The sequence below is a fragment of the Acinetobacter sp. V115_6 genome (assembly GCF_031799025.1).
Taxonomy (GTDB): Bacteria; Pseudomonadota; Gammaproteobacteria; order Pseudomonadales; family Moraxellaceae; genus Acinetobacter; species Acinetobacter pittii.
In genome coordinates, this window is sequence record NZ_JAVQNO010000017.1 from 95,944 (window position 1) to 122,302 (window position 26,359).

At 40.6% G+C, this 26,359-nt stretch carries 21 protein-coding genes and 1 riboswitch; of the genes, 4 read left to right on the plus strand and 17 right to left on the minus strand.

The genetic code is table 11. The features are described from left to right. Positions 1-10: 10 nt before the first annotated feature. The 4 genes from glmM to RMA94_RS05205 all read right to left on the minus strand — a co-directional run bounded on the left by glmM (position 11) and on the right by RMA94_RS05205 (position 4,353). Entirely contained in the window at positions 11-1,348 is a 1,338-nt protein-coding gene (glmM, locus tag RMA94_RS05190; protein WP_032004989.1) for a phosphoglucosamine mutase, read from the minus strand. Between the two features lie 149 nt (positions 1,349-1,497). Continuing rightward, positions 1,498-2,964 (minus strand): IMP dehydrogenase, encoded by a 1,467-nt coding sequence (gene guaB / locus RMA94_RS05195; protein ID WP_002121951.1) that lies wholly within the window; start codon positions 2,962-2,964, stop codon positions 1,498-1,500. A 135-nt stretch (positions 2,965-3,099) separates the two neighbouring features. Next, the gene (locus RMA94_RS05200; RefSeq protein WP_086264723.1) at positions 3,100-3,465 is read right to left on the minus strand and encodes a YkgJ family cysteine cluster protein; all 366 of its coding nucleotides are present in this window, start codon (positions 3,463-3,465) and stop codon (positions 3,100-3,102) included. Between the two features lie 90 nt (positions 3,466-3,555). After that, positions 3,556-4,353, minus strand: coding sequence for an MBL fold metallo-hydrolase (locus RMA94_RS05205; protein WP_161282666.1), 798 nt, complete (start codon positions 4,351-4,353; stop codon positions 3,556-3,558). 227 nt (positions 4,354-4,580) lie between these two features. On the opposite strand from RMA94_RS05205, the gene RMA94_RS05210 reads away from it, so the two are divergent. Then, positions 4,581-6,746 (plus strand): TonB-dependent siderophore receptor, encoded by a 2,166-nt coding sequence (locus tag RMA94_RS05210; RefSeq protein WP_311082117.1) that lies wholly within the window; start codon positions 4,581-4,583, stop codon positions 6,744-6,746. A gap of 60 nt (positions 6,747-6,806) precedes the next feature. Here the strand turns inward: RMA94_RS05210 and RMA94_RS05215 are convergent, their stop codons facing one another. The 5 genes from RMA94_RS05215 to RMA94_RS05235 form a co-directional block, all read right to left on the minus strand. Further along, complete coding sequence (locus tag RMA94_RS05215) at positions 6,807-7,382, minus strand: TMEM165/GDT1 family protein (protein ID WP_005804434.1); 576 nt, start codon at positions 7,380-7,382, stop codon at positions 6,807-6,809. Between the two features lie 15 nt (positions 7,383-7,397). Continuing rightward, a riboswitch (yybP-ykoY riboswitch) is annotated at positions 7,398-7,583 on the minus strand. Positions 7,584-7,611: 28 nt separating this feature from the next. After that, on the minus strand, positions 7,612-7,890 hold the full coding sequence (locus RMA94_RS05220; RefSeq protein WP_213689144.1) for a hypothetical protein: 279 nt from the start codon (positions 7,888-7,890) through the stop codon (positions 7,612-7,614). 146 nt (positions 7,891-8,036) lie between these two features. Then, the gene (locus RMA94_RS05225) at positions 8,037-10,019 is read right to left on the minus strand and encodes a 2-oxo acid dehydrogenase subunit E2 (protein WP_311082119.1); all 1,983 of its coding nucleotides are present in this window, start codon (positions 10,017-10,019) and stop codon (positions 8,037-8,039) included. A 2-nt stretch (positions 10,020-10,021) separates the two neighbouring features. Further along, positions 10,022-12,739 carry a pyruvate dehydrogenase (acetyl-transferring), homodimeric type gene (gene aceE, locus RMA94_RS05230; protein WP_002121885.1) on the minus strand — a complete coding sequence of 906 codons (2,718 nt, stop codon included), beginning with the start codon at positions 12,737-12,739 and terminating at the stop codon, positions 10,022-10,024. Positions 12,740-12,987: 248 nt separating this feature from the next. Beyond that, on the minus strand, positions 12,988-13,680 hold the full coding sequence (locus tag RMA94_RS05235) for a M23 family metallopeptidase (protein WP_002121983.1): 693 nt from the start codon (positions 13,678-13,680) through the stop codon (positions 12,988-12,990). 100 nt (positions 13,681-13,780) lie between these two features. Between RMA94_RS05235 and RMA94_RS05240 the strand changes: the two genes are divergently transcribed. After that, positions 13,781-14,227 (plus strand): DciA family protein, encoded by a 447-nt coding sequence (locus RMA94_RS05240; RefSeq protein ID WP_005804431.1) that lies wholly within the window; start codon positions 13,781-13,783, stop codon positions 14,225-14,227. A 97-nt stretch (positions 14,228-14,324) separates the two neighbouring features. Here RMA94_RS05240 and lpxC read toward each other — a convergent pair whose 3' ends face one another. The 8 genes from lpxC to gshB all read right to left on the minus strand — a co-directional run bounded on the left by lpxC (position 14,325) and on the right by gshB (position 23,561). Further along, entirely contained in the window at positions 14,325-15,227 is a 903-nt protein-coding gene (gene lpxC / locus RMA94_RS05245) for a UDP-3-O-acyl-N-acetylglucosamine deacetylase (RefSeq protein ID WP_311082122.1), read from the minus strand. Positions 15,228-15,337: 110 nt separating this feature from the next. Beyond that, positions 15,338-16,513 carry a cell division protein FtsZ gene (gene ftsZ, locus RMA94_RS05250; protein WP_002121912.1) on the minus strand — a complete coding sequence of 392 codons (1,176 nt, stop codon included), beginning with the start codon at positions 16,511-16,513 and terminating at the stop codon, positions 15,338-15,340. A gap of 164 nt (positions 16,514-16,677) precedes the next feature. Then, positions 16,678-17,940: a cell division protein FtsA gene (ftsA, locus tag RMA94_RS05255; protein WP_002122057.1), complete on the minus strand. Its 1,263-nt coding sequence runs from the start codon at positions 17,938-17,940 to the stop codon at positions 16,678-16,680. 60 nt (positions 17,941-18,000) lie between these two features. Further along, the gene (locus RMA94_RS05260) at positions 18,001-18,855 is read right to left on the minus strand and encodes a cell division protein FtsQ/DivIB (protein ID WP_014207933.1); all 855 of its coding nucleotides are present in this window, start codon (positions 18,853-18,855) and stop codon (positions 18,001-18,003) included. 2 nt (positions 18,856-18,857) lie between these two features. Further along, the gene (locus RMA94_RS05265; RefSeq protein WP_032054508.1) at positions 18,858-19,784 is read right to left on the minus strand and encodes a D-alanine--D-alanine ligase; all 927 of its coding nucleotides are present in this window, start codon (positions 19,782-19,784) and stop codon (positions 18,858-18,860) included. A gap of 37 nt (positions 19,785-19,821) precedes the next feature. Then, on the minus strand, positions 19,822-21,270 hold the full coding sequence (gene murC / locus RMA94_RS05270) for a UDP-N-acetylmuramate--L-alanine ligase (RefSeq protein WP_002122011.1): 1,449 nt from the start codon (positions 21,268-21,270) through the stop codon (positions 19,822-19,824). Positions 21,271-21,281: 11 nt separating this feature from the next. Further along, positions 21,282-22,379, minus strand: coding sequence for an undecaprenyldiphospho-muramoylpentapeptide beta-N-acetylglucosaminyltransferase (gene murG, locus RMA94_RS05275; RefSeq protein ID WP_311082124.1), 1,098 nt, complete (start codon positions 22,377-22,379; stop codon positions 21,282-21,284). Positions 22,380-22,616: 237 nt separating this feature from the next. Next, entirely contained in the window at positions 22,617-23,561 is a 945-nt protein-coding gene (gene gshB / locus RMA94_RS05280) for a glutathione synthase (RefSeq protein WP_311082125.1), read from the minus strand. 160 nt (positions 23,562-23,721) lie between these two features. Between gshB and RMA94_RS05285 the strand changes: the two genes are divergently transcribed. Both RMA94_RS05285 and RMA94_RS05290 read left to right on the plus strand, forming a co-directional pair. Further along, entirely contained in the window at positions 23,722-23,934 is a 213-nt protein-coding gene (locus RMA94_RS05285) for a DUF1737 domain-containing protein (RefSeq protein WP_002122004.1), read from the plus strand. Between the two features lie 230 nt (positions 23,935-24,164). Next, entirely contained in the window at positions 24,165-26,354 is a 2,190-nt protein-coding gene (locus RMA94_RS05290) for a TonB-dependent receptor (RefSeq protein WP_311082126.1), read from the plus strand. Positions 26,355-26,359 lie beyond the last annotated feature (5 nt).

Consider the following 26,359-nt stretch of genomic DNA (forward strand, 5'->3'; position numbering starts at 1 on the left):
GTCATGCACCTTATGCGACTTGTGCTTGTGAACGAACTGAATCTGCTAAATGCTGAGCTAAAGCATTCACTTCTTGCTCATCATCACCTTCGACCATAACTCGAATCACAGGTTCTGTTCCTGACTTACGAATCAAGATTCGTCCACGTCCTTTGAGCTGTGCTTCTGCTTTATCAAACTCGGCAACCAATGCAGGAATAGAATATGGATCAAGCATTTGTTCTAAACGTACATTCACAAGAATTTGTGGGAATAGTTTAAAGTCTTGCACCAATTCATGAAGAGCCTTATTTTGCTCGACCATCACAGTTAAAACTTGAAGTGCAGCGATAATGGCATCACCAGTCGTACTCTTGTCTAGAGTTAAAATATGGCCAGATGGTTCCCCACCAGTAACCCAACCATTTTCTTCTAAAGCTTGTAATACATATCGGTCGCCAACCTTAGCCCGAACAAAACCAACATTCGCTTTTTCAAGTGCAACTTCGAGTGCCATGTTACTCATGACAGTACCGACTACGCCTGCTGGCTTATTTTGAGCCTGAGTCGCTAAAATATATAAAATATGGTCGCCATCAATTAAGTTACCAAACTTATCAACCATTACGACACGGTCAGCATCACCATCAAAGGCAATCCCTAAATCTGCTTCGTGCTCAACTACAGCTTTTTGTAGTTTTTCAGGATGTGTTGAACCACAACCTTCATTAATATTTAAACCATCTGGCTCATTATATAAAGCAACAACTTTTGCCCCTAACTCACGGAAAACCGAAGGACCAACGCTATACGCCGCACCATGAGCACAGTCCAACACAATCTTTAAATTATTTAAGTCAAAGTGGTAAGGGAAAGTAGATTTACAAAATTCGATATAGCGACCATTCGCATCATTTACACGAACACTTTTACCTAAGTTTGCCGTGTCCTCAATAAACAAATCTTTTTCTAATTCGAGGTTAATTTCTTCTTGTAGAGCATCTGGTAATTTTTTACCTTCGCTTGAGAAAAATTTAATACCATTATCAAAATATGGGTTATGTGATGCAGAAATCACGATACCTGCATGCGCATGTAAAGCACGAGTAAGGTGCGCAATTGCTGGGGTTGGTAATGGGCCAAGTAAATGAACATATACGCCAGCAGCGTTTAACCCCGCCTGCAAAGCAGACTCTAAAATATAACCAGATAAACGAGTGTCTTTTCCTAATACAACAAGTGGCTTATTTTTTGGACTCGTTCGTTTTAATACCTTCCCTGCAGCAAAACCGAGTTTTAAAGCAAACTCTGGAGTAATAGGCATTTGCCCAAATTTTCCACGAATACCATCCGTTCCAAAATAACTCATAGCTTATCTCATTTTTACGCCACTTCAGCCGTGGCTTACTTCATATATGGCAATTCCGCCATATCTCTTTTCGTCAGATTTACTTTACACCAAAAACAAAAAGCCGTCAGTGTAATGACGGCTTTCTTCGTTGTTTTGGTTACGAAAATCTAACCAACACGATAGTTTGGAGCTTCTTTAGTAATCGTTACATCATGAACATGTGACTCAGACATGCCTGCTGAAGTAATTTTCACAAATTTCGCATTTTGGCGAAGATCTTCAATCACAGCTGAACCTGTATAACCCATCGATGAACGTAAACCACCCATCATTTGATGAACGATGTTACCCATTGGGCCTTTATATGGAACACGGCCTTCGATTCCTTCTGGTACTAATTTCTCAGCACCCGCTTTTGAATCTTGGAAATAACGGTCAGCAGAACCAGTTGCTCCCGCCATTGCACCTAATGAACCCATACCACGATATGCTTTGTAGTAACGACCTTGGAAAAACTCAACTTCGCCCGGCGCTTCTTCAGTACCCGCAAGTAATGAACCAACCATGATCGTACTTGCACCCGCACCGATCGCTTTTGCCATATCACCAGAGAAGCGGATACCGCCATCTGCAATTAAAGGAATTTGATCTTTTAGTGCACTAGCAACGCTGTCAATCGCAGAAATTTGTGGCATACCGATACCAGCTACAATACGTGTTGTACAGATAGAACCAGGGCCAATACCTACTTTTACAGCATCTGCACCTGCATCTAATAATGCTAATGCAGCATCACCAGTTGCAATGTTGCCACCAATCACTTGTACTTGAGGGAAGTTTTGTTTCACCCAACGTACACGTTCAATTACACCAGCAGAGTGACCGTGTGCTGTATCAACAACAATTACGTCAACACCAGCTTCAACCAATGCTTCCACACGACTTGGTGTATCAGCACCTGTGCCTACCGCAGCACCAACACGTAAACGCCCAAGATCATCTTTACAACTGTTTGGATAGCTCTCAGCTTTACGGAAGTCAGTTACTGTAATTAAGCCTTTAAGTTCGTTGCTCTCACCAACGACCAAGACTTTTTCAATACGGTGTTTTTGCAATAATGCTTGAATATTTTCTTTAGACTCGCCTTCACGTACAGTTACTAAACGATCTTGGCCTGTCATGATGTTGCTAACAGGTTGTTCTAAATTGGTTTCAAAACGCGTATCACGGCCTGTCACAATACCAACAACCTTGCCATCTTTAACAACAGGTACACCACTAATGTTATTAGCAGAGGTAATTGCAATCAGTTCACGTACTGTAGTTTCTGGCGTTACAGTGATAGGATCTTTCACCATACCCGCTTCGAATTTTTTCACACGGCGTACTTCTGCAGCTTGAGCAGCAATATCCATGTTTTTGTGCAAAATCCCGATACCACCATTTTGTGACATAGCAATCGCCATACGTGACTCAGTCACTGTATCCATTGCCGCTGAAACTAATGGGATATTTAAATGAATGCCGCGAGTTAAACGTGTCTTTAAAGAGACATCTTTTGGGAGAACAGTAGAGTAGGCAGGAAGTAATAAGACATCATCGAAGGTTAGCGCTTCTTGAACGATGGTCAGCATAACAATCTCACTGGTAAATTCCGTGAGCTATTATAAACAAATTTCAATGCAATTTTCATATTATCTTTGCCTTTTTCAGCAATAGATATTTGCCTACTCTAAATATTTCCCACTTATTATTGTGTTAGCTCATATTTAACTCACCTGATCATAGTCATGATCATTCTCAGAATCGGCTGGATTAACACGAATAAGAGGAATAAGCTGGTGCGCCAAACGAGCTTTATTACACTGCTCATCTCCCACCTGCACTTCTCTACAGGTAGAACTACGTACAGCATAAATAGAACACCCCACCTCTTTACCAATTTCACCGGTCAAAGCCTGACAACGTGGCTGAACCCGATTAGTTCCACGCATACAAGAATAAACAGGTGTTAAAGGTTCAACTAGATGTTCATCTATTAACTCGGCCTCAGCCCAGTAAAATGAAACCCGAAAATGTGCACAACATGCCCCACAGCGTAGGCACTCATCTGGAGTCGCAACTTGAGATAACATTTTATTCAAATTCTCGTCATCAAAAATTTTTCTGCGACGAAAAATACTAAAAAAATTTCAATTCCGACTCAAGATAATGGACCTCATTTTTTAAGTTGGACAACTAAAAACTTGTTCTGTCATCAAGTCGACACCACAAGGTAAAACCTCAATCCAGTCCAAAAACTGATTAATCATTTCTTTGCCAATAAATGGACTGCCATGCTGAGGAACGATCATTTCAATATCCATTTGCCGCACCATGTTAACCCACAAACGGATAACCTTATTGGAACACATATAGCGTTGGTGAAAAGCCTTCATTTTCATGACGTGCGTATCAAAATCTTTTAAAGGCTGATTAGCATCTTCAACAATCGATGCCCCCATATCGCCAGAAAATAAAATTTTGGCAACTGGATCATAAAACTGAAAATTACCCACCGAATGTAAGAAATGAGCTGGAACTACCACAAGCTTGGATTCTCCTAGAGTAATCACTTGGCCGCGGTCGGGTAATTCAATAAGACGGTCTTCCCAATTCCCTTTCATACGTTCACTCATAAATGAGGAATTTAGGTGTGGTAAAAAACGTGCCCATAATTTTGATGCAACGACTTTAGCATCGGTATAAACCAGCCAGCGTGGCATTGAGGTAATAATGTCCGGATCTTGATGCGAGGCCATCACATAGTCCAGATTTTTCAAACGTGTATATTTATTTAATTCCATCGTTAATGGAACATAGGTCAAATCGCCACCTGGATCGATTACAGCAGCACGTTCATGATCAATAATTAAAAATTGATTGGCTTGGATGCCTTCCCCTTTAACCAAACTGGTAAAACTAATACATTTATGTACGCCATTATCAAATAATATCTGCGATGTTGTTTTTTCAAACCCCATACAATTCCCCAAAAAAACTTTAAATATTAGATATTTTTATATCCATACTAAAATAAAGGGATTCAGTAACTCTTGCAATAAACTACTTTATTTTTCTAATAATATTTTAAAATTGATTTTGCTTTTCTTATTTTATAAATGAATCATAATGTTATTTAAAATTAAACCACAATAAATTAAAATAATTCTCATTATCAAATTTATTTTTTGTGCTGCTTAGGCCTCCCATGAATCAACCCTTCCGTTTTTCAACATCAAAAACATTGTTAGCAGTTGCTATTTTTACTTCGATGACAGCAAGTCACGCTGAAGAAATAACAGAACAACAAAATTCGACCAGTGTTCTCCCCACGATTTCTGTTCAAGCGCAAAAAGAAAGCACTTCACCTTACGTCGCAACGAAAGCAAACTCTGCCTTAAAATCAGACGCACCTTTATTTAAAACTGCTCAGTCGATTTCGGTGGTGACCCGCGAGCAACTTGACCAAAAACAAGCAAAGACACTTACAGATGCACTTGAAGGTGTTGCGGGTGTTGGAGCTGGGAAACTTGGTCGTCGTGGCTGGGATGATTTCATTATTCGAGGACAAACTTCTTCTGATTCAGTTTATGTCGATGGTTTAAGAGTAGGCCAAAGCTCTCCAACCCCATCTGTAGCAGCTGAAATATCAGGTATGGATCAGGTACAGATTTTAAAAGGGCCTGCATCTATTAATTTTGGTTTGGTTGCTCCAGGAGGTATGGTCAACTTAGTGACTAAACGCCCTCAAGCTGAAAGCTTTGCTCGGGCCACTATGACTTATGGCAGCTACAACCTTAAAGAAGGAACGTTCGATTTAAACTATAGCCCTAATAATAGTGAAAAAGGTGCTTTCCGTTTAAATGGTCGTATCTCGGATCAAGATGACCCAACAGATTATGTATATTTTAAAAATTACTACATCTCCCCCTCTTATAACTTTGACGTAGGGGATAACACTGATCTCTCTGTCATCGCAAGCTATCAGCATCGCGAATACATTCGTCAACAAGGCTTGCCTGTAGTTGGTACATTAAAAGATAACCCTAACGGCGCTATAGACCGAAGTTTATATATTGGCGATCCTAATTTTGGTAAATATGAAGCCGATGTTTACCGCACAGGTTATACCTTTAAACACGCTTTTGATAACGGTTGGAACTTTAATCAGAACTTTGCCGTACAAAAAACTGAAATGGATGGTACCGCTGTCTTTGCTCGCACGGGTAACAACTTTTGGGCAAAAAACAAACAAGGTGAAATCGACTACACAACCATTAGCCGTAAAAATAATAGCCGCCACCAAATTATTGATAATTTAAGCTTTGCCATCGATAACCGTTTCAATAAACAGTTTGATTTATATGGCATGCAACACGACCTTAATATTGGGGTAGATGCTTTTCAGGAAAAAAGTGATTACACCAATGATAAATACGATATTGGCGATTTAAATATCTACGACCCCGTTTACGGTCAAAATTTAAAATTGACTCAAAATGTTCGTGATATCAACCGTCTCAAATATTTAGGGCTTTATTTACGTGACCGCATTCAGCTTAATGACCAATTACTTTTAAGCTTATCTGGTCGTCAAGACTGGGCGCAAACTCAAACCACAAGTTTGGTGACTGGCAGTACAAGTAAACAAACAGACAATGCATTTACAGGCAGCGCCTCTGTCATGTATACCCTTAATGACATTGTGGCTCCTTATGTCAGCTATGCCACTTCATTTACCCCAAATAGTGGTACTGATGTAAATAACAATCCGTTCAAACCTGAAGAAGGGAAACAGGTTGAAGTCGGAATGAAATTACAAAGCCCAGATCAACGAGTTCAAGGTGCTATCGCCTGGTATGACCTAAAACGTCAGAATGTTGTAGTTAATGACCCAATCAATACGAGTGAGAAAGTTCAGCGTGGCGAACAATTAACTCGTGGTATCGAGACTGAGCTCAGCGCAGAAATTTTAGAAGGTTTAAAATTAACAGCTGCCTATACCTACACAATTGATGCTGAAATTAGTAAAGATGCAAACGCGAGCAATATAGGAAAAGCACTCGACAATATTCCTGAGCATGCTTACAGCCTGTCGGCTCGTTATAAATTTGACCCTGCCTCAAAACTTGGTTGGTATGTCGGCGGTGGATTCCGAGGTGAAACCTATAAAACTATGGATAAGTTAGATGTCCATATTCCAGGCTATACCGTATTTGATACAGAAGCTGGCTATGATGCAGGACATTGGGGTGCTCAACTTGCGATCCGTAATCTATTCGATAAAGATTATTATGCAGGCGCCTTAAATGAAAATATGGTGACTTTAGGTAATCCACGTCAAATTAACTTTACCGTGAAATTTAACTATTAAAATTACCTATAAAAAAACGCACTCGATTCGAGTGCGTTTTTTTTGGCAGCTTAAAATGTGTTAGAAGAAATAATGCTGTACCAAAGTAGAGATACCTACAATTAAGAAAATAGCAGCACCAATTTTATGAATGAGCGAGATAGATAAACGTTCAGCCAATTTATTACCAATAAATACAGCAGGTGCATTAGCAATCATCATTCCTAAGGTTGTACCTAACATCACCCAGAAAATGCTATCGTAACGTGCAGCTAAAGCAACTGTTGCTATTTGGGTTTTATCACCAATTTCAGCTAAGAAGAATAAGATGAAGGTAGCACCAAAAACACCAAATTTTTGCCATCTATTAATACTATCCGTTTCATCATCGAGCTTATCTGGAATAAGCATCCAGAACGCCATACCAATGAAACCAGCTGCAAGGACCCAGACTAAAATTTCGGGGCTCAACACGGTCGTAATCCACTGTCCAAGTACAGCAGAAATACCATGATTAATTAGAGTAGCTAAAAGAATCGCAATAAGAATAGGGATTGGCTTACGGAAACGTGCAGACAGTAAAAGGGCCAATAATTGAGTTTTATCGCCCATTTCAGCGAGGGCAACAATTGAAGTAGAAATCAGAAATTCTTGCATGTCGTTTCTCTGGCTAGCATAAATGCCCATGACCTACCTCTCCTGCTAGCCAAATATCTGCAGAGTGGTAAATCAAAGGTCTTGCCAACTCGGAAACGATGAGACGTTTAAGCTATGATGACCATGTTCTGCTGAACAATTATGTTGATCATCACCTATTCATTCAGAAATGAATAGCGGCTACTCCCCAATGAAGTATGTGCTTATTATATTCGAGCAATTCTATTTTTCAAATAAAAAATTTTATCCATGCCCAAACCAACAAGCGTCCTAGACCCAATAGTAAAGCTAAACAAATACTTAAGTTAATAAATCCAAAATGATTAATGCCAGTTACGTGCTGAGATTGAAATTCAAACGGCAAAATAAGCATAGCCACAAATACTTCCAAACCCATTGCAACGTAGGTCATCCATCCCCAAGGAAAGTGTAAAACACTCACCCATACCCCCATCAATAAAAATACAATCAATAGGATGGGTACCATGATTTTTAAAAAACCCGTCATTTAGTATTTCTCCTTTGCTTAATAACGAGAAATTTCTCCTCTCTCGACACTTCATTTTTCGTCTTTAGATTAACTTAAAACCAATTAAATTAAATATCAAAATAAAACCCCGCCGAAGCGAGGTTTTAATGATTCATTTTAAAATATTAGATTAATAAAGTACGAATATCTTTAAGAAGTTTCGTAAGTTTATTTGTAAAGCGAGCTGCATCTGCACCATTAATTACACGGTGGTCATAAGACAATGACAACGGCAACATTAAGCGCGGATCAAAGTCTTTACCATTCCATACTGGCTGCATTGTTGCAGGTGAAATACCTAAAATTGCAACTTGTGGCCAGTTCACAAGAGGTGTAAATGCTGTACCACCAATTGCGCCTAAACTTGAAATGGTGAAATTCGCACCTTGCAAATCTTTCGGTGTTAATTTCTTATCACGCGCTTTTTGACCTAACACACCCAATTCAACTGCAATTTGCTTAATTGATTTTTGGTCTGGGTTACGAAGTACTGGCACAGTTAAACCATCAGGTGTTGCAACAGCAATACCCATATGGATTTCATTGCGCAAGAGCACTGATTTACCGTCATCAGATAGATGACCTGCAAATTCACGCTCTTCTTTCAACAAGTACGCAACCGCTTTGATAATGAATGCCATAATCGTCAGGCTGATACCTTCTTTTTTGAAGTTGCCTTTCAACTCATTACGCCAATCTTCCAACTCAGTAATGTCAGCCAAATCAAACTGGGTGACTTGCGGAATAAAGTTGTTCAACGACAATTGCGGAATTGATACTTGCTGCAAACGCGTCAGTACTTTTTCTTCTACGCCACCAAATGCAGTGAAGTCAGGAAGCTTTGGCAAACCCGAAACCGCTGGTGCAGCCGCAGCAACTGGTGCCGCTTGCGGTGCAGTTAAACGAGTCTTCACATACGCAAAGATATCTTCTTTAACAACACGGCCATGCTCACCAGAAGTTTTAACTTGTGACAAAATCACGCCAAGTTCACGAGCAAGCTTACGAACGGCAGGGCCTGCATATACTTTAGCATTTTCAGCTTCTTGCTCTTTCGTTAACTTATCAGCACCAGATGTTGACGCTACAGGCGCAGACTGAGTCGCAGCAGGAGCTGCTGCTTTAGGCGCTGCTGCCTGCGAAGCTGGAGCTGATTCTGCTTTCGCCGCTGGTGCAGCAGCAGATGCTTGGCCTTCAGCTTCAATTGTTGCCAGCAATACACCTTGTGAAACTTGTTGGCCTGCTTGCAAGTGAATTGCTTTCACAACACCAGCAACAGTACTTGGAACTTCCACAGTTGCTTTATCTGACTCAACAACAACAAGGCTTTGGTCTACATCAACTTTGTCACCAACCTGAACCAAGATTTCAGCAACAACTGCTTTATCTACACCCAAATCAGGAACGTTAATATCAACCGGTCCAGATTGAGTAGCAGTCGATGCTACAGTTTGAGCTGGTGCAGGTGCTGCCGCTGGAGCTGCTGTTGTAGAAGCAGGTGCCTCAGCTGGTGCACTAGATGCAGACGTTGTTTTTACTTTAATGAGCACAACACCTTCTTTAACTGTATCGCCTTCTTTAACTTGAATGCTTTCTACAGTACCTGCAACACTGCTTGGTACTTCTACAGTTGCTTTGTCAGACTCAACCACAACGATGCTTTGTTCAACATCGATTTGCTCACCAACTTTTACTAAAATTTCACCAACTAGTGCTTTTTCAACACCAATATCGGGAACTTGAACTTCAACCACTTGGCTAGTTGTTGCCGTTGCTGGTTGAGCAGCAGTTGAAGGCTGTTGAGCCGCTGCCGGTGCTGCTGTTTGTTCAGCTGCTGGTGCAGCTTTTGGAGCTTCTTCTGCTTGAGCTACTGGTGCAGCACCCTCAGCTTCAAGTTCAAGCAATACCGTACCTTCAGTTACGCTATCACCTTCTTTGATTAAGATGCTTTTTACCACCCCTGCTGAAGTGCTAGGCACTTCAACAGAGGCTTTATCTGACTCAAGCAAAACAAGGCTGTCATTTTCTGCAATACTGTCGCCAACTTTTACTAAAATTTCAGCAACAACTGCTTTATCTACACCAATATCAGGGGTCTTAATTTGCATGCTTAGTTCCCCTCACCTGTTTGCGTTTCATTATATTCAGCAACTGCCTGAACTTCTGGATGCGCTTGAGGAGCCCATGCCACTGGACGGTCAGTATCTAACTCAAAGTTAGAAATTGCGTCTTTAACTAAACGTGCGTCCACTTCACCTTCGTCAGCTAATTTTTTCAAAGTAGCAACAACGATATGTGCAGCATCAACACCAAAGAAACTACGTAAATTAGCACGTGTATCTGAACGACCGTATCCATCTGTACCTAATGCAACAAATGGGCGACCATCTGGAAGATAAGCACGGATTTGTTCGCTGTAAGCACGCATATGGTCTGTTGCTGAAACAACGATACCTTCTGTACCACGTAACTGTTTAGATACCCAAGACTCTTTCACTTCTTCAGAAAGTGGGTGTAAACGGTTGTATTCTTCACATGCCATACCATCACGTGACAACTCATTGAAGCTTGTTACACTCCAAACGTTTGAGTGGATTTGATATTCATCACGTAAGATTTTCGCAGCTTTGATTACTTCACGAAGAATTACACCTGAACCAAGTAATTGGACAGTTGCTTTTTCATCTTTTTCGAACAAGTACATACCACGTTTAATGCCTTCCTCAGCGCCTTCAGGCATTGCAGGATGCTCGTAGTTTTCGTTCATTACAGTTAAGTAGTAGAACACACGCTCTTGGTTCACATACATACGTTGCAAACCGTCATGTACGATTACAGCTAATTCATAACCAAAACATGGATCATAAGATACACAGTTTGGAATAGTGTTCGCCAAGATATGTGAATGACCATCTTGGTGCTGTAGACCTTCACCATTCAACGTTGTACGACCAGCTGTTGCACCTAACAAGAAACCTTGAGCTTGTGCATCGCCCGCAGCCCATGCAATGTCACCAATACGTTGGAAACCGAACATTGAGTAGTACATGTACATCGGAATCATTGGTAAGTTATTCGTTGAATAACTTGTTGCCAACGCAGCCCATGCACTCATTGCACCAGCTTCGTTAATCCCTTCTTGAAGCATGTGACCGTCACTTGCTTCACGGTAATGCATTAATTGTTCTTGGTCTTCTGGGGTATATTTTTGGCCGTGAGCAGCATAGATACCGAGCTGACGGAACATACCTTCCAGACCAAAAGTACGTGCTTCATCTGGAACAATTGGTACTACGCGGTCTTTAATTGCTTTTTCTTTGAGTAAAGAAGCAATTAAACGAACCATCACCATAGTGGTAGATTGTTCTTTACCACCTGAACCATTTAATACAGCATCAAATACAGATAATTCAGGAATCGCTAAGATTTCACTCTCTTTACGACGTGCAGGTAGGTAACCACCTAACGCTTCACGACGCGCCTTCATATACTTCATTTCTGGAGAGTTTTCACTTGGGCGGTAGAATGGAAGCTCTTCTAACTTATCGTCTGTAAATGGAAGATTGAAACGGTCACGTACATATTTCAAAGAGTCAATCTGCATTTTTTTGATTTGGTGAGTTTTGTTTACCGCTTCAATTTCTTCAGACAAACCGTAACCTTTAACAGTTTTCGCAAGAATAACTGTTGGTTGACCTTTAGCTTTCATTGCTTCTGCATATGCAGCAAACACTTTGTAAGGGTCGTGACCACCACGGTTGAGATTATCGATGTCTTCATCGCTTAAATCTTTTACAAGTTCCGCAGCTTCTGGGTACTTGCCAAAGAATTTCTCACGTGTATATGCACCACCTTTCACTTGATAGCGTTGGTATTCACCATCAACTGTCTCTTCCATTACCGCTTTTAAAGCGCCTGTGCTGTCTTTTGCAAGTAGTGGGTCCCAATGACGGCCCCATACCACTTTAATTACACGCCAGCCCGCACCACGGAATAAAGATTCTAGTTCTTGAATGATTTTACCGTTACCACGTACAGGACCATCTAAACGCTGTAAGTTACAGTTAACAACCCAGATAAGGTTATCAAGCTTTTCGCGACCAGCAAGTGAAATAGCACCAGTACTTTCCGGCTCATCCATCTCGCCATCGCCAAGATAAGCCCAAACTTTACGATCTTCTTCTTTGATCAAGCCACGGTTCATCAAATATTTTTGAATATGTGCTTGATAAATCGACATGATTGGACCAAGACCCATTGATACGGTTGGGAATTGCCAATAGTCAGGCATTAAATATGGATGCGGATAGCTTGGTAAACCGTTACCGCCAACTTCACGGCGGAAATTACTTAACTGTTCTTCAGTTAAACGTCCTTCAAGGAATGAACGTGCATAAATACCAGGAGCACAGTGCCCTTGGTAATAAATCATATCTCCGCCAAAGCTATTGCTGTTTGCGCGGAAGAAATGGTTAAAACCTACGTCATATAATGTTGCACTTGATGCGAAGCTCGCCAAGTGTCCACCTAAATCGTCACCTGTTTTATTCGCACGAAGTACCATTGCTAAGGCATTCCAACGAATCAATGCACGAATACGGCGTTCCATATCTTGGTCGCCTGGCATTGCAGGTTGCTCTTCAACAGAAATTGTATTTAAGTAAGGTGTATTGAGACGTTGAATTGGAACATGCTTAGCAATTGCTTGTTGGTAAAGTTTTTCCAACAAGAATGCCGCTCGTTCAGTTCCCATATGTTGTAAAACTGAATCGAATGCATCTTGCCATTCTTGGGTTTCTTGTGCGTCGGAGTCACCGTAAAACGCCATAATTCACCTGTTCCTTGTTCTCTAATCTACTTTGTATTTTTACCACGTTTTACCCCTTTCAAGTTATTGCCTCGGGTGAATGTGAGGGGGCCCTATTATTTTCTGAATGAATAGTCATTGACCGAGCAGTAAACAAAATAACAAAAAAACGCCAATAATGGCGTTTTTTTATACAATCTTTGCGTTAAAAAAGGTTTAGCTTAGTTTTAGATTCATAAATTTAATAACCTTACTTTTTAACTATGCTTTTATGGAAGCATCGCCAAGTAAGTAGTTGGGTTTTTACGTTGACCGTCTTTTACTACTTCATAATGCAAATGTGGACCAGTACAGCGACCTGTACACCCTACATTAGCAATATGTTCACCTGCAGATACTTGGTCGCCTACACGCACCATTAGACGTGAAGCATGAGCATAACGCGTTAAATAACCATTGCCGTGGTTAATTTCAACATATTGACCATAGCCAGTGCCCCAGCCAGATTTAGTTACAATACCTGGGCCTGTAGCATAGATTGGCGTGCCACTCGGAGCAGCCATATCTAATCCGCCATGATGTTCTGCACGGCCACCCATGGTACGACCACCAAAGTTTGAAGAAACTCGTACAGTATCAGGAAGAGGGTGAGAAACTAACCAAGAGTAAGAATTTGAAGAAGAAGCATTAAAAGAATTTTTTGCGGTTGTATTACCGTACTTCTTTGCGAGCGACTCATTGTTGAGTTCAACTGTTTTTTGGCGTAAGGTCACTGAAACTTTCGCACTCGCCGGAAGATCTAAATCATCGGGATGAGTATATGAACCTTGAGATAATGTTTTTGATAGCTGTTCCAATCGATCTGAATCAGTAGATTGGTTAATTGTTTGATAATCTGCAAAAGCAACTGATGCTGCCGAAGCGGCAAGTGAAAACGCTAATAAAATACGACGCGTGTGCATAAAAACCTCTTGAAACTGTTCTTACTCAAGTTCCTTATGATCTCTTCCTTGATATCGATTGAAATGAACGCTTAAGATTAAGACAAGAATCCATCCGAGAATGACCATGTCTAAACCCGATAACGTTTTTCAACAAACCGGAAAACACATAAAAACAGGAAACCTTACGTTTCTAACAACGCAAGTCGCGCAATGGCAAAGACTTACGAAAATTATCCAACCCTTATTGCCCCAACCGGAACAATGGCAGGTCGTGTGTTATCAAAATGGCTCTTTAATCATTACTGGTGAAAATCAAGCGATGATTAGTCAACTCAGTTATTTACAGAACCAATATGTATCTAAATTATCTCAGCTTGAAGGGTTAAAAGACTTACAACGAATTCAGGTCCGATTGAGAAATAAAAATATTCCAAATGCACCCTCATCTGAGCCATCTAAACCCATTCCCCCGGAAACACAAGAAATGTTACGTAGTGCAGCCGACTTCGTGAGCGACCCTAAGCTTAGCCAAGCTTTACTACGTTTGGCAAGCAATAAAAAATGACGAGCTTTCTATTTCTTAATTAGAATCATTATTATTATGTGATTATAATCACACTTTTAAATGTTACATTATAACGTAGCCAAGTAAAGACAAGGACTTATGTCACGCTCACATATGGAATTGGACATTGACTCTCGTCATCAAATGTTACAATTTCATAATTACTCGGATCACTTTGAACATTGCGTAACAACTGATTATTTAAAGCATGTCCTGATTTATAACCATCAAACTTGGCAATAATTTGATGACCAAGCAAATACAAATCACCAACTGCATCTAAAATCTTATGTCTAACAAATTCATCAGCGAAACGTAAACCTTCTTCGTTGACGACCCCTGTATCATCTACACCAATTGCATTATCTAAGCTTGCACCTAGTGCTAAATTGTTTGCTTTCAGGTAATCCAGATCTTTCATGAAACCAAAAGTACGTGCTTCACTGACTTCATAAACAAAAGTTTCGGTCGAAAAGTCGATCGTCGCAGATTGATATTCTTTAGCAAATGCCGGATGGTCAAAATCAATCGTGAAATTTAATTGAAAACCATTGTGAGGGCTGAAAATTGCTTTCTTATCATCGATAAGTGCTTCAACTGGTTTTAATATTTTTATGAATTTTTTCGGTGCATCAAGTTCACGCAATCCACCTTGCATTAAAAGGTAAATAAATGGACCGGCACTACCATCCATAATTGGAACTTCAGAAGCAGATACCTCAACAATTAGGTTATCAATTCCTAAACCTGCAATCGCACTCATTACATGCTCAATTGTGCCTACTTTTATATCTCCGGTTACCAAGTTGGAGCACATAAAAGCTTCTTGGATGAGCAATGCATTAGCAGGGATATCGACTGGCGGATCCAAATCGATACGGCGAAATACAATACCCCCATCCACGGTATGTGGAATGAAATTGATCATCACTTTTTGACCGCTATGAAGACCTATTCCACTCGCTTTTACCACACGATTGAGAGTACGCTGTTTCACCATGCTTTGTAACTTCTTTTTTAAAACCGCTATACGTTAGCATATTTAGTCATTGATCAAAAATAAAAAAAGGCAGTGTTTAAACACTGCCCTTCATTAAATCTAATGATAATTTACTTACGTTGCTGATTTTTCAAGTAATCTTGAATACTCATTGGAGAAGAACGCGGAGTAGAACTTGCTGTGCTACTGACTTCATTATCGGCGTTTTGACGCTTATTAATTGCAGGAACGTCATCTTCATCAACAGATTGAGCTGATTGAGACGATGCATGACTTACCGTATTACGTTTTCTTGGTTCAGCGTCTGCTGCATTACGAGTTAAACCAGTTGCAATCACTGTTACACGTAATTCATCACGTGCATCTGGATCAAATACTGTCCCGTAGAAGATTTCACCTTCATCAAGGTCAACAATCTGGTTCACAACATCAGTAATGATTTCTGTTTCACGTAACGTAATATCATCACCACCCGTAATGTTAATTAACACACCTTTGGCATTAATAATATTAACATTATCAAGTAATGGACTACGGATCGCTTGTTCAGCAGCTTGACGCGCACGATCTTCACCACGACCTAAACCAGCACCCATCATTGCGTAACCGCGAGTACTCATTGCAGTTTTCAAATCGGCGAAGTCAAGGTTAATGTGACCACGGTTAACAACCAAGTCAAAGATACTACGTACAGCGTTTAACAATACATCATCAGCTTTTTTATAAGCATCTTTCATTGAAATATCGCCATATACGCTCAATAAGCGTTGGTTAGGGATAATAATCAATGAATCAACATGTGCTTCAAGTGCTTCAATACCGCGTTCAGCAGATTTTAAACGACGACGGCCTTCAAAGTTAAATGGAGTTGTAACTACACCAACAGTCAAAATCCCCATTTCTTTGGCAACTTCAGCCACAACAGGCGCTGCACCAGTACCCGTACCACCACCCATACCAGCGGTAACGAAAACCATATCCGTACCTTCAAGGTGGTGACGAATGATTTCACGGCTTTCTTCTGCTGCAACTTGCCCTACTTCAGGGTTAGCACCAGCACCTAGACCACGTGTACTTTGCTCGCCTAACTGAATTTTGAAAGGTGCATTCATACAGTCCAGTGCTTGTTTGTCTGTATTGGCACAAACGAATTTAACGCCTTGAATATCAGACTGCACCATATGTTGAACGGCATTACCGCCACCACCACCTACACCAAATACAGTGAAACGGGCTTGACCGTTGCCATCGTTTAGTTCATCTTCTATAAATTCAAATGAGGCCATGACCTTTAGGGTTCCTAATACATTATGGCAGTCACTTCAGCCCGTATACTGCCTTGATTTTCAAAAATAACTAATTTTAAGAATGCTGTGCAATACCAACCTTGTCAAGTACAGCGGTTTTCTCTTACAACTTCCTAACAATTCTACCAATAAATACATACATCCTAAAAAATGGCTTTTAACTTGCTATTAAACGCATTCCAGCCATTTACCATTCGTTCCCATACCGAACGGTCATTTGCCTCTTCAGGCTCTTCAACAGCATCTTGCAACTCACTTTGGCTAAACATGAGCAAACCAGCTGCTGTTGCATACATAGAACGACGTAAGGCTGCTTGATGTTGATCATCAGCATAAACCTGTAACGGCGGATTACCCAAATGTGCAGATACACCCAACATACGACGAGCTAAACTCACCATACCTTCTATTTGACAAGCATCCCCTGTCAATACTACCCCATGGTATAAACCATGAATTGCACCGCTTTGTTCGAGTTCATCGCGAATCTGGCTAAAGATCTCTTCATAACGGGCAATAATAATTTCTGACAACTCAATTCGGCTAATTGTTTGAGGGCCATCAATTCCTTCTACCTGAATCATGTGATCTGGCTTAACAGCACTTAAATCGACACAACCATGCAGAATTTTAATTCGTTCAGCTTCTTCTGTCGTAGTTTGCAATACAGCAGCAATATCACGCGTAACGTGCTCACCACCGCGTTGCAATGTACGTGCTAGAGCTAAACGGCCATCTAGATAAACAGCAAGATTGGTAATGCCTGCGCCAATATCAACCAGACAAACACCATATTCTTTTTCATCTTTCAGCAAGCTTGCCTCAGCGGTTGCCAGACAAGACACCACCATTTTTTCAACCCCGATATTTGCACCTTTCATGGCACGATCAAGGTTTTGCATAGTCGCTATAGGCATCATCATTAACTGATAATGTCCAGTCATACTATGGGCAGTCATATTAATTGGATTCTGCACCCATTCAGCAGAATCACCCAACTCAAAGCCTAACGGCACTGCACTTGCTAAATAGTAATCAGAAGTCACATGACTTGCTTTTGCCAATTCTAACGCGCGCACGACTTCATTTGTTGTAATCACATGTGCTGGATTAGATACTGGTGTTCGACCAGAGGCATAAAAACTTTGCAACTCGGTACTCGGAATAGATACCCATGCGCTATGAATGCGACATTCGGCCATATTTTCCGCTTCAGCAACAGCATTTTTAATCGCAGCAATGACTTTATCGAGGCTTACAATTTTTCCTTTATTCATGCCTCGATTGCGAGCAGTTGCCATACCGATAACTTGAATGTTATCCGGCGCATGAATTTTTCCAATCAAAACTGAAACTTTATGCGTCCCAATGTCAATCGCAACAACTGAGGGAACAGCTTCACTCATCACTCATACCATTTCTTTGTTGTTTAATACCAGGCAAATTGCCTATTTTAAAGCCACGTATTATGGCTTTGCTTTTGTTCCACCTGCAATGCTTGTGTCATCACTCGTTACAACAAACTGACCATTCACAATTTTAGGTGGTGTTGCGTTCTTCCATTGAATAGATAATCCATTACGATATCGCAAATCAATGGCTGAGATTTTCGACCACACCGGTTTTAAGTCAGATTGTGCCAGATGACTTAAACGTTGCAACTTATTCATTGTTTGATCTTGGTCAACAATAATACGTAAACCAGAATCAAATTGCATAAACCAAGTCATTCGCTCAGTCAGATATAACTCTTTTAAGCGTAAATTAACAGGATGGAATAATTGATTAATTTCATTATAGCGTCGCATCATCATTTTTGACTGACTTACCGGCCCATGAAGCAACGGAAGTTCAGGATGAATTGTCGGCTCCGCCTCACTAAATACATCGCCTCCATCGCTTAACAAGCGACCTGTCCCCCAACGGGCGATAGCATGTCGAGGCATGACACGAACACGAATACCATTGGGCCAAGCACGAGATACAACAACTCGGTCTACCCATGAAATTTCTAATGTTTTGTCACGAATCTGTTCTAAATCAGATGTGAAATAATTCGCTTTTATAATTGGAGCAACATGTTGCATCACTTGTTGGGTTTCAACAGAAGATGCTGAACCTACAACTTCTAGTTTTGCAACTGTTGCATCTGTAATAACTTTATATAACCCATAAATTCCGACTGCCAGCACTACAAAAGCAATAACCAACAGCACCCATCCACCAGCATTCGCAAGCTTCTGCTTACGCGTAGGCGGTTTATCATGAATAGAGGTGATGGCCGCACGTTTACGGCGCATGGAAGCCGGAAGTTGTGCCATATTTAAGCCGTACCTTCCAATGTTTGCTCAAGAATCGCAACACACAATTCATCAAAACTATAACCAACAGCTTTAGCAGCTTTTGGAACTAAAGAATGGCTCGTCATACCTGGAACAGTATTTACTTCTAAAAGCCAGAAATTGCCTTGCTCATCCTGCATCGCATCAATACGGCCCCAGCCTTCTGCACCCACCGCCTGAAAAGCACGTAAACACAATGCTTGTAGGTTTTTCTCTTCAGCCTCACTGAGACCACAAGGAATACCATACTCTACATCATTACGTTGATATTTCGCTTCATAGTCGTAGAAAGCTACATCTGCTGGTGGTTGCAAACGAATAACCGGCAAAGGCTGCCCATTGAGGAATGAAATTGTGAATTCACGACCAGTGATCCATTTTTCTGCCATCACCACAGCATCATGCTGAGTCGCCTTTTCAATTGCAGCAGCAAAGTCTTCTGCTTTCTCAACCTTACTCATGCCGACACTCGAGCCTTCATGTACAGGTTTGATAATGACAGGTAAGCCTAACTCAGCAATCACCGCATCTAAATCTGTTTCTTTAGTAATAATGCGATATGGCGCTGTAGGTAAATCGCTACCTTGCCAGATTTGCTTGGTTTTAACTTTATCCATGCCAATAGCAGAACCTTGCACGCCTGTTCCTGTATAAGGCAGATTTAACCATTCAAGCACACCTTGAATTTGGCCATCTTCACCGCCGCGACCATGCAATACAATAAATGCACGATCATAATTTACAAGTTCAGTCACACTGCGGTCTTGTGGATCAAATGCTTCAGCCTGAACACCTGAACGTAACAAAGCGTCCAAAACTGCCTGACCACTATCCAAAGACACAGCACGCTCAGCCGATTTCCCACCAAACAACACGGCAACTTTGCCGAATTTTGTAGCATTTGACACGTTTAAATCCTTAACCCGATTATTCAATACTTTTTGTTTATTTCACATACAAATGGTGTTGTGCAAGTTCTACTGAAATTGCTCCCACGTTACCCGCACCTTGTGTTAATAACAAGTCATTTGGTTGTAACACATTTTGCATGATGTTTTGCAAATTACCTTCAACCGGATCGACCAAAATTGGTTCTACTTGTCCGCGTAAACGAATACTACGCGCTAAAGTACGGCTGTCTGCACCCACAATAGGCTTTTCACCAGCAGGGTAAACTTCCAACAATAATAATTGATCAACTTGAGAGAGCACTTCAATGAAGTCATCAAAACAATCGCGGGTACGAGAGTAACGGTGTGGCTGGAACAACATAACCAAACGACGGTCCGGATGGCTTTGGCGAGCAGCTTTAATAGTTGCTTCTACTTCTTTCGGATGGTGTCCATAGTCATCAACTAACTTAACATTGCCATCAGCAAGTTCAAATTCACCTTGCACTTGGAAGCGGCGACCTACACCACTAAATCCTTCTAATGCACGACTAATTGCATCATCAGAAACACCTTCATCTGTTGCAACACCAATCGCTGCCAAGGCATTTAAAACATTATGTAAGCCTGGTTGATTAATTGTTAAACGCAATGGTTCACGGCCTTTACGCAACACAGTGAAGTGCGATTGCATACCATCTTGTTCAATATCAACTGCACGAATGTCATTATCTTCATTAAAACCATAAGTAATAACCGGACGGCCTACACGCGGCAGAATTTCACGAATGTTCGCATCATCACCACACACTACAGCCAAACCATAAAATGGTAGGTTATGAAGGAACTGTACAAACGTATCTTTTAATTTATCAAAGCTACCTTCATAGGTATCCATATGGTCAGCATCGATATTGGTAACAATCGCTGCCATTGGTTGCAAATAAAGGAAAGATGCATCTGATTCATCAGCTTCAGCTACGATAAACCGGCTTTCACCTAACGCTGCATTTACACCTGTACTGTTAAGTAAGCCGCCAATAACATAAGTTGGATCAAGGTTTTCTTCAGCCAACATTGTCGTCAAAAGACTTGTGGTTGTGGTTTTACCATGTGTACCAGCCACAGCAATACCGTGACGGTAACGCATCAGCTCGCCTAGCATCTCTGCACGACGTACAATTGGAACACGCTGTTCAATTGCAGCTTTAATTTCCGGATTTTCCGGATCAATTGCTGTAGAAACTACAAGCACATTGGCATTTTTAATATTTTCCGGTTGATGGCCAATATAAACTTTGATGCCATTTTTCTCTAATTGTTCTGTAGTTTTAGACGCTTTAATGTCTGAACCGGAAATTTTATAGCCTTGGTTACCCAAAACCTCTGCAATGCCACACATCCCAGCGCCACCGATCCCCACAAAATGAATGTGTTTGATACGGCGCATTTCAGGCACTTTAATCAGTTTTTTTGCTTGGTTCGCAGCTGTTGATGGAGACATAGTAAATCCGATTACATTTTTTGGATAAGATCAACCACATGCTGAGTCGCATTTGGTTGGGCATGTTGACGCGCTTTCACTGCCATTTCAGTAAGTAATTGGCGGTTCATCAGCGAAGTGAACAATTCATTTAAAACATCTGGTGTCATGGTCGATTGCTGGCAAATTTTCGCAGCACCGACATCCGCCAGAAATTTGGCATTTGCAGTTTGATGGTCATCAACTGCTATAGGGAGTGGTACAAAAACTGCGGCCACACCTGCTGTTGCAACTTCTGTTACCGTGAGTGCTCCAGCTCGGCAAATAATTAAATCTGCCTCACTATAAGCTTTTGCCATATCTTCAATAAACGGCAAAACGTGTACAGTTAAATTAGCTGGTGCATCTGCATAAAGTGCTTGAGTTGCCTCAACTTGTTGCTGACCACACTGGTGAAAAATATTGAGTGGAACTTGTAGTTCTTTTAATGCTGGAGGTAAGCGTTCATTGAGTGCTTTGGCACCTAAAGACCCGCCCACAATTAAAATGTTTAAAGGCTTGCCCGCTTGCTCACGCTCATCATAACGCCACTTTGGGCTTAAAATATCCGTGATTTCACGACGCACAGGGTTTCCTGTGGTTACAACTTTACCACCAGCAGGAAAAGTATTTGGAAATGCTTCGCACACCACTTTAGCAACACGAGATAACTGTGCATTGGTAAACCCTGCAACTGCATTTTGCTCGTGAATAAGTACAGGAATGCCTAACAAACGGGCGGCTAAACCACCTGGTCCCGCAACATAACCACCAAAGCCTGCAACCGCATCAACTTTAAGTTGTTTCATATAGCGCATTGCACTAAAAGTGGCTTTTAAAATTTTAAAAGGTGCAGCAACTTTACGGACTAATCCATTGCCACGAACACCTTGGATATCAATTTGATATATTGGAATATTTTGATCTTTTAATAACCGATTTTCCATACCTGTTGGCGTGGCTAACCATGAAACCTGACAACCTTGTTGTTGAAGTTGTTTGGCTACGGCGAGGGCTGGAAAAACATGTCCACCTGTACCGGCAGCCATCATCATGACATGTTTGGGTTTGCTTTGCTGTGAATCGGTCACGGTCTAATTCTTCAACTCAAAAAACAATGGAAATTGTCATCTATTTTTGTAGCCGTTTATTTTAATCCTAAAGCTTCATTAACGAAAAGCTAATTTCACTCGTTTATAACAGAAAGATGTGCTTTTTTGAAAATATGCCTACAAAGCTGTGGTGTATTTAGTATTGTTATTTTATTAATTCATATATTTTCAGGTGATTTCCACTAAATACCGCTGAAAACCACCTGAAATAATTAATTAAGCTGAACGACCAGCTTCTAATACATCAAATAGATCATCGGCAATGGATGTACCAAATTGAGCATCAATTTCGCGGATACAGGTTGGACTAGTGACATTAATTTCAGTGACATAATTACCAATCACATCTAAGCCTACAAAAACTAAACCTTTTTCGCGTAAGAAAGGACCAATTTTAGTTGCGATTAGCTTATCGTTTTCATTAAGCGGACGCGCTTGACCTAAACCACCTGCCGCCAAGTTACCGCGCACTTCACCATTTTGTGGAATACGAGCTAGGCAGTAAGGAATAGGTTCGCCATTTACCATTAAAATACGCTTATCCCCTTCTACAATTTCAGGAATGTAGCGCTGAGCCATAATTGGACGAGTACCTAGCTCTGTAAGCATTTCTAGGGTAGAACCAATATTTACACCGTCTTGATATAAACGGAAAATTCCCATGCCACCCATACCATCAAGTGGCTTAACGATCACATCGCCATGTTCTTTAATAAATTCACGAATTAAACTTTGTTGAGATGTTACAAGTGTAGGCACTTGTAGCTCTGGAAACTGCGTTGCAAAGAGTTTTTCATTGCAATCACGCAGTGATTGAGGCTTATTAATAATCCATGAACCTTCGCGCTCAGCTTGCTCAAGCACGTAAGTCGTGTAGACAAAATTCATATCAAACGGCGGGTCTTTACGCATGAGCACAACATCGTAAGCCGCGATTGATTCCTTTTTCTTTTCGCCTAACTCATAGTAATGGTTATAATCTTCGAACACCTTTAACGGTGAAATGAGGCCGTAAGCTTTGCCTTGATCGATATATAAATCTTGTTGTAATGCATAACCTAATTCATGTCCACGACGGCTCGCCGCCCACAACATTGCCATGGTTGAATCCTTTTTAAGGTTTACGGTTTCAATCGGATCCATGACGACAAGTACACGCATGCTCAAGCTCTTCTTAAAATTTAAATTAGCATGAGTATAACTGAGATTTTTCACTGGTTTTTCTTAATTTCAGTAAAACCTTATCGGTTATTTCTTTATCTTGAATTAAGGTAAATTCAGTTAAACTAAGGTTATAAAATACTATTTTTAAAGGCTAAACATGAAACTTTATCGTTATTTAACTGGCCCCGATGACTCTGCTTTTTGTGCGCGAGTAACTAAAGCTCTGAATCATGGTTGGGAGTTATATGAAGCACCCACTATGACCTTTAATGGCACGCATGTCATTGTGGGACAAGCAATTTGCAAAACAATTGATGAAAATTATGATCCAGAAATGGATATTTTAGATGTTCTCAAAAATAACGCGTAATTCCAGAAGGGTGCTTTTAATCGACGAAAAGTCCCCTTTAAAACCCAATTAACAAGAAAAACTAATGAGTCAACTCATATAATTCGTTTAATTTGCCAATTAACTTACAAAAAATCAGTTATTAAAAAATAAATATGTCATTTTTTAAGGTAATAGTTCTTTTATTCTAAACAATTAAATGATTATAATTATCATTTATACTTTTATTTTTGTTAATTGATTTTATTTTTATGTTAAGAATTTCTATACCATCTCCCCAAATGAAGCGTCTTTTCCCGCTGAGCTTACTCAGTTTAATGATATTGAATATTCAAGGTGCCTACGCAGAGGAACCGACTGATTCAGCCGCAAAAGTGGCAGCTACCATGCCCACTATAAAAATTGAGGCCATGAGTGAGCTCGACCCAATTAAAAGTTATATCGACTATGATAAAGCCAATGTCACACGCAATGGTTTAGACAAAAAAGATATTCCTCAAACCGTTGATACAATTGATGTTCAGAAATATAAAATTTATGGATCAAATGATTTAAGCGTTATGTTGCAAGGCACCCCTGGAGTATCAACCAGTTACGATATGCGCGGTGATGGGATCACGATTCGTGGCTTTGGTGCTGATACAGGTGATATTTACCGTGATGGCATACGTGAAAGCGGACAAGTACGCCGTAGTACAGCAAATATCGAACGTATTGAAATTTTAAAAGGCCCCGCCTCTGTTTTATATGGCCGTAGTGCTGGCGGCGGTGTTGTGAATATGGTGAGTAAGTTCGCCAATTTTGACTCTAAAAGTTCAGTTGGCGCGTACGCTGGTTCATATGATAATTACGGAACAACGGCTGACATCAACCAAGTCATTAATGACAATTTAGCAATACGTTTAACTGGAGAATATGGCGAGTCAGGCAGTTTCCGCTCTGGTATTGAAAATAAGATTGAAATGTTTTCACCAAGTTTCACTTATAAAAATGACGATGGAACACTCACTTGGACCACACAATACACCTATGACAAATTAGGTCGTGTACCTGATCGCGGACCATCACGTGACATTCTGCCTGCAGGGACTTCAATCAAAATGGGATTTGCCCAAGACGGCGATTATGTTGATGATATTTTGCAAGTTGTCCGCACCGATGTGAATTATCAATATGCGCCTGATTGGAACTTTCACTGGGCAGCAAGTTACCGACAAGCAGAACAGAACTTTGACCACTTTTATTTTGGAACTTATTGTGGTTTAGATGGTAAAAACTCAAAGAATGAGTCTTGTACTAAAAAAGGTTACGTCGACCAAATTTACTACTGGCAACAAACCAGCAATAAGACTACCACCAATACCTTTGATATTAAGGGCAAGTTTAAAACAGGCCAACTTGAACACCAAATTATGGTGGGTACAGACTGGACTTATGAACAACGAGAGCCACGTCTAGCCAATAAAACTCAAAATGGGTCAGCCATTTATGGTTACGTTAATCCAATCACTGGTGAACGAGAGTACAGTCGTGGCAATGGACCATTAAAGATGAGACAGCATAACTATAATGAAGGCACAACTTATGGTGTATTTATTCAAGATTTAATTGGTCTAAATGACCAACTTAAACTGATGATGGGTGTCCGCTACGATTACTTTGACTTTTCAACCACCAACAAATTAACGAATGAACACCGTAATGTAAAAGATGGCAGCTTTAGCCCAAACGTTGGTTTGGTATGGCAACCGCTTCCTGAACATAGTTTTTACACATCTTACTCTAAAAGTTTTGCACCATTTGGCGGACAAATGGGTGTTAACCAAGTTACTGGAAACACCGATGTCACAAAAATGGATAAAGAGCCTCAATATAACGAGCAATATGAAGTTGGGGTAAAAAGCGAATGGTTAGATAATCGTTTAAATACTCAATTTTCTGTCTTTGATATTCGTAAAAATAATATTCGCTATAAACCAAATCCTAATGAGCAACCAGAAGTATGGGCAACTGCGGGACAGCATCAATCTCGTGGTCTTGAATTTAGCTTTATTGGTCGCGTACTTGATAATGTCTTTGTCCGTGGTGGTTATGGCTACACAGATGCAAAAGTAAAAGAAGATAAACAAAAACCTGAACAAGAAGGCAACTATTTAGCCAACACATCTAAAAACACGGGTAATTTATTTGTTCGCTATTTACCAACTGAACAGTGGTATACCGAAGTGGGTGTGACCTATGTGGGCTCTTATTATCCAAATATTAATAATCAGGTAAAAATGGAAGGCTTTAACCGTGTCGATGCGGCGATTGGCTATAGTGCAGATCCGTGGAATGTCACACTTGCGGTGAATAATCTAACCAATAAAGAGTACTGGCGTTCAGACAGCATGCCAGGCACACCACGTAATGTGTTATTGCGTTTGAATTATCAGTTCTAAAAAAA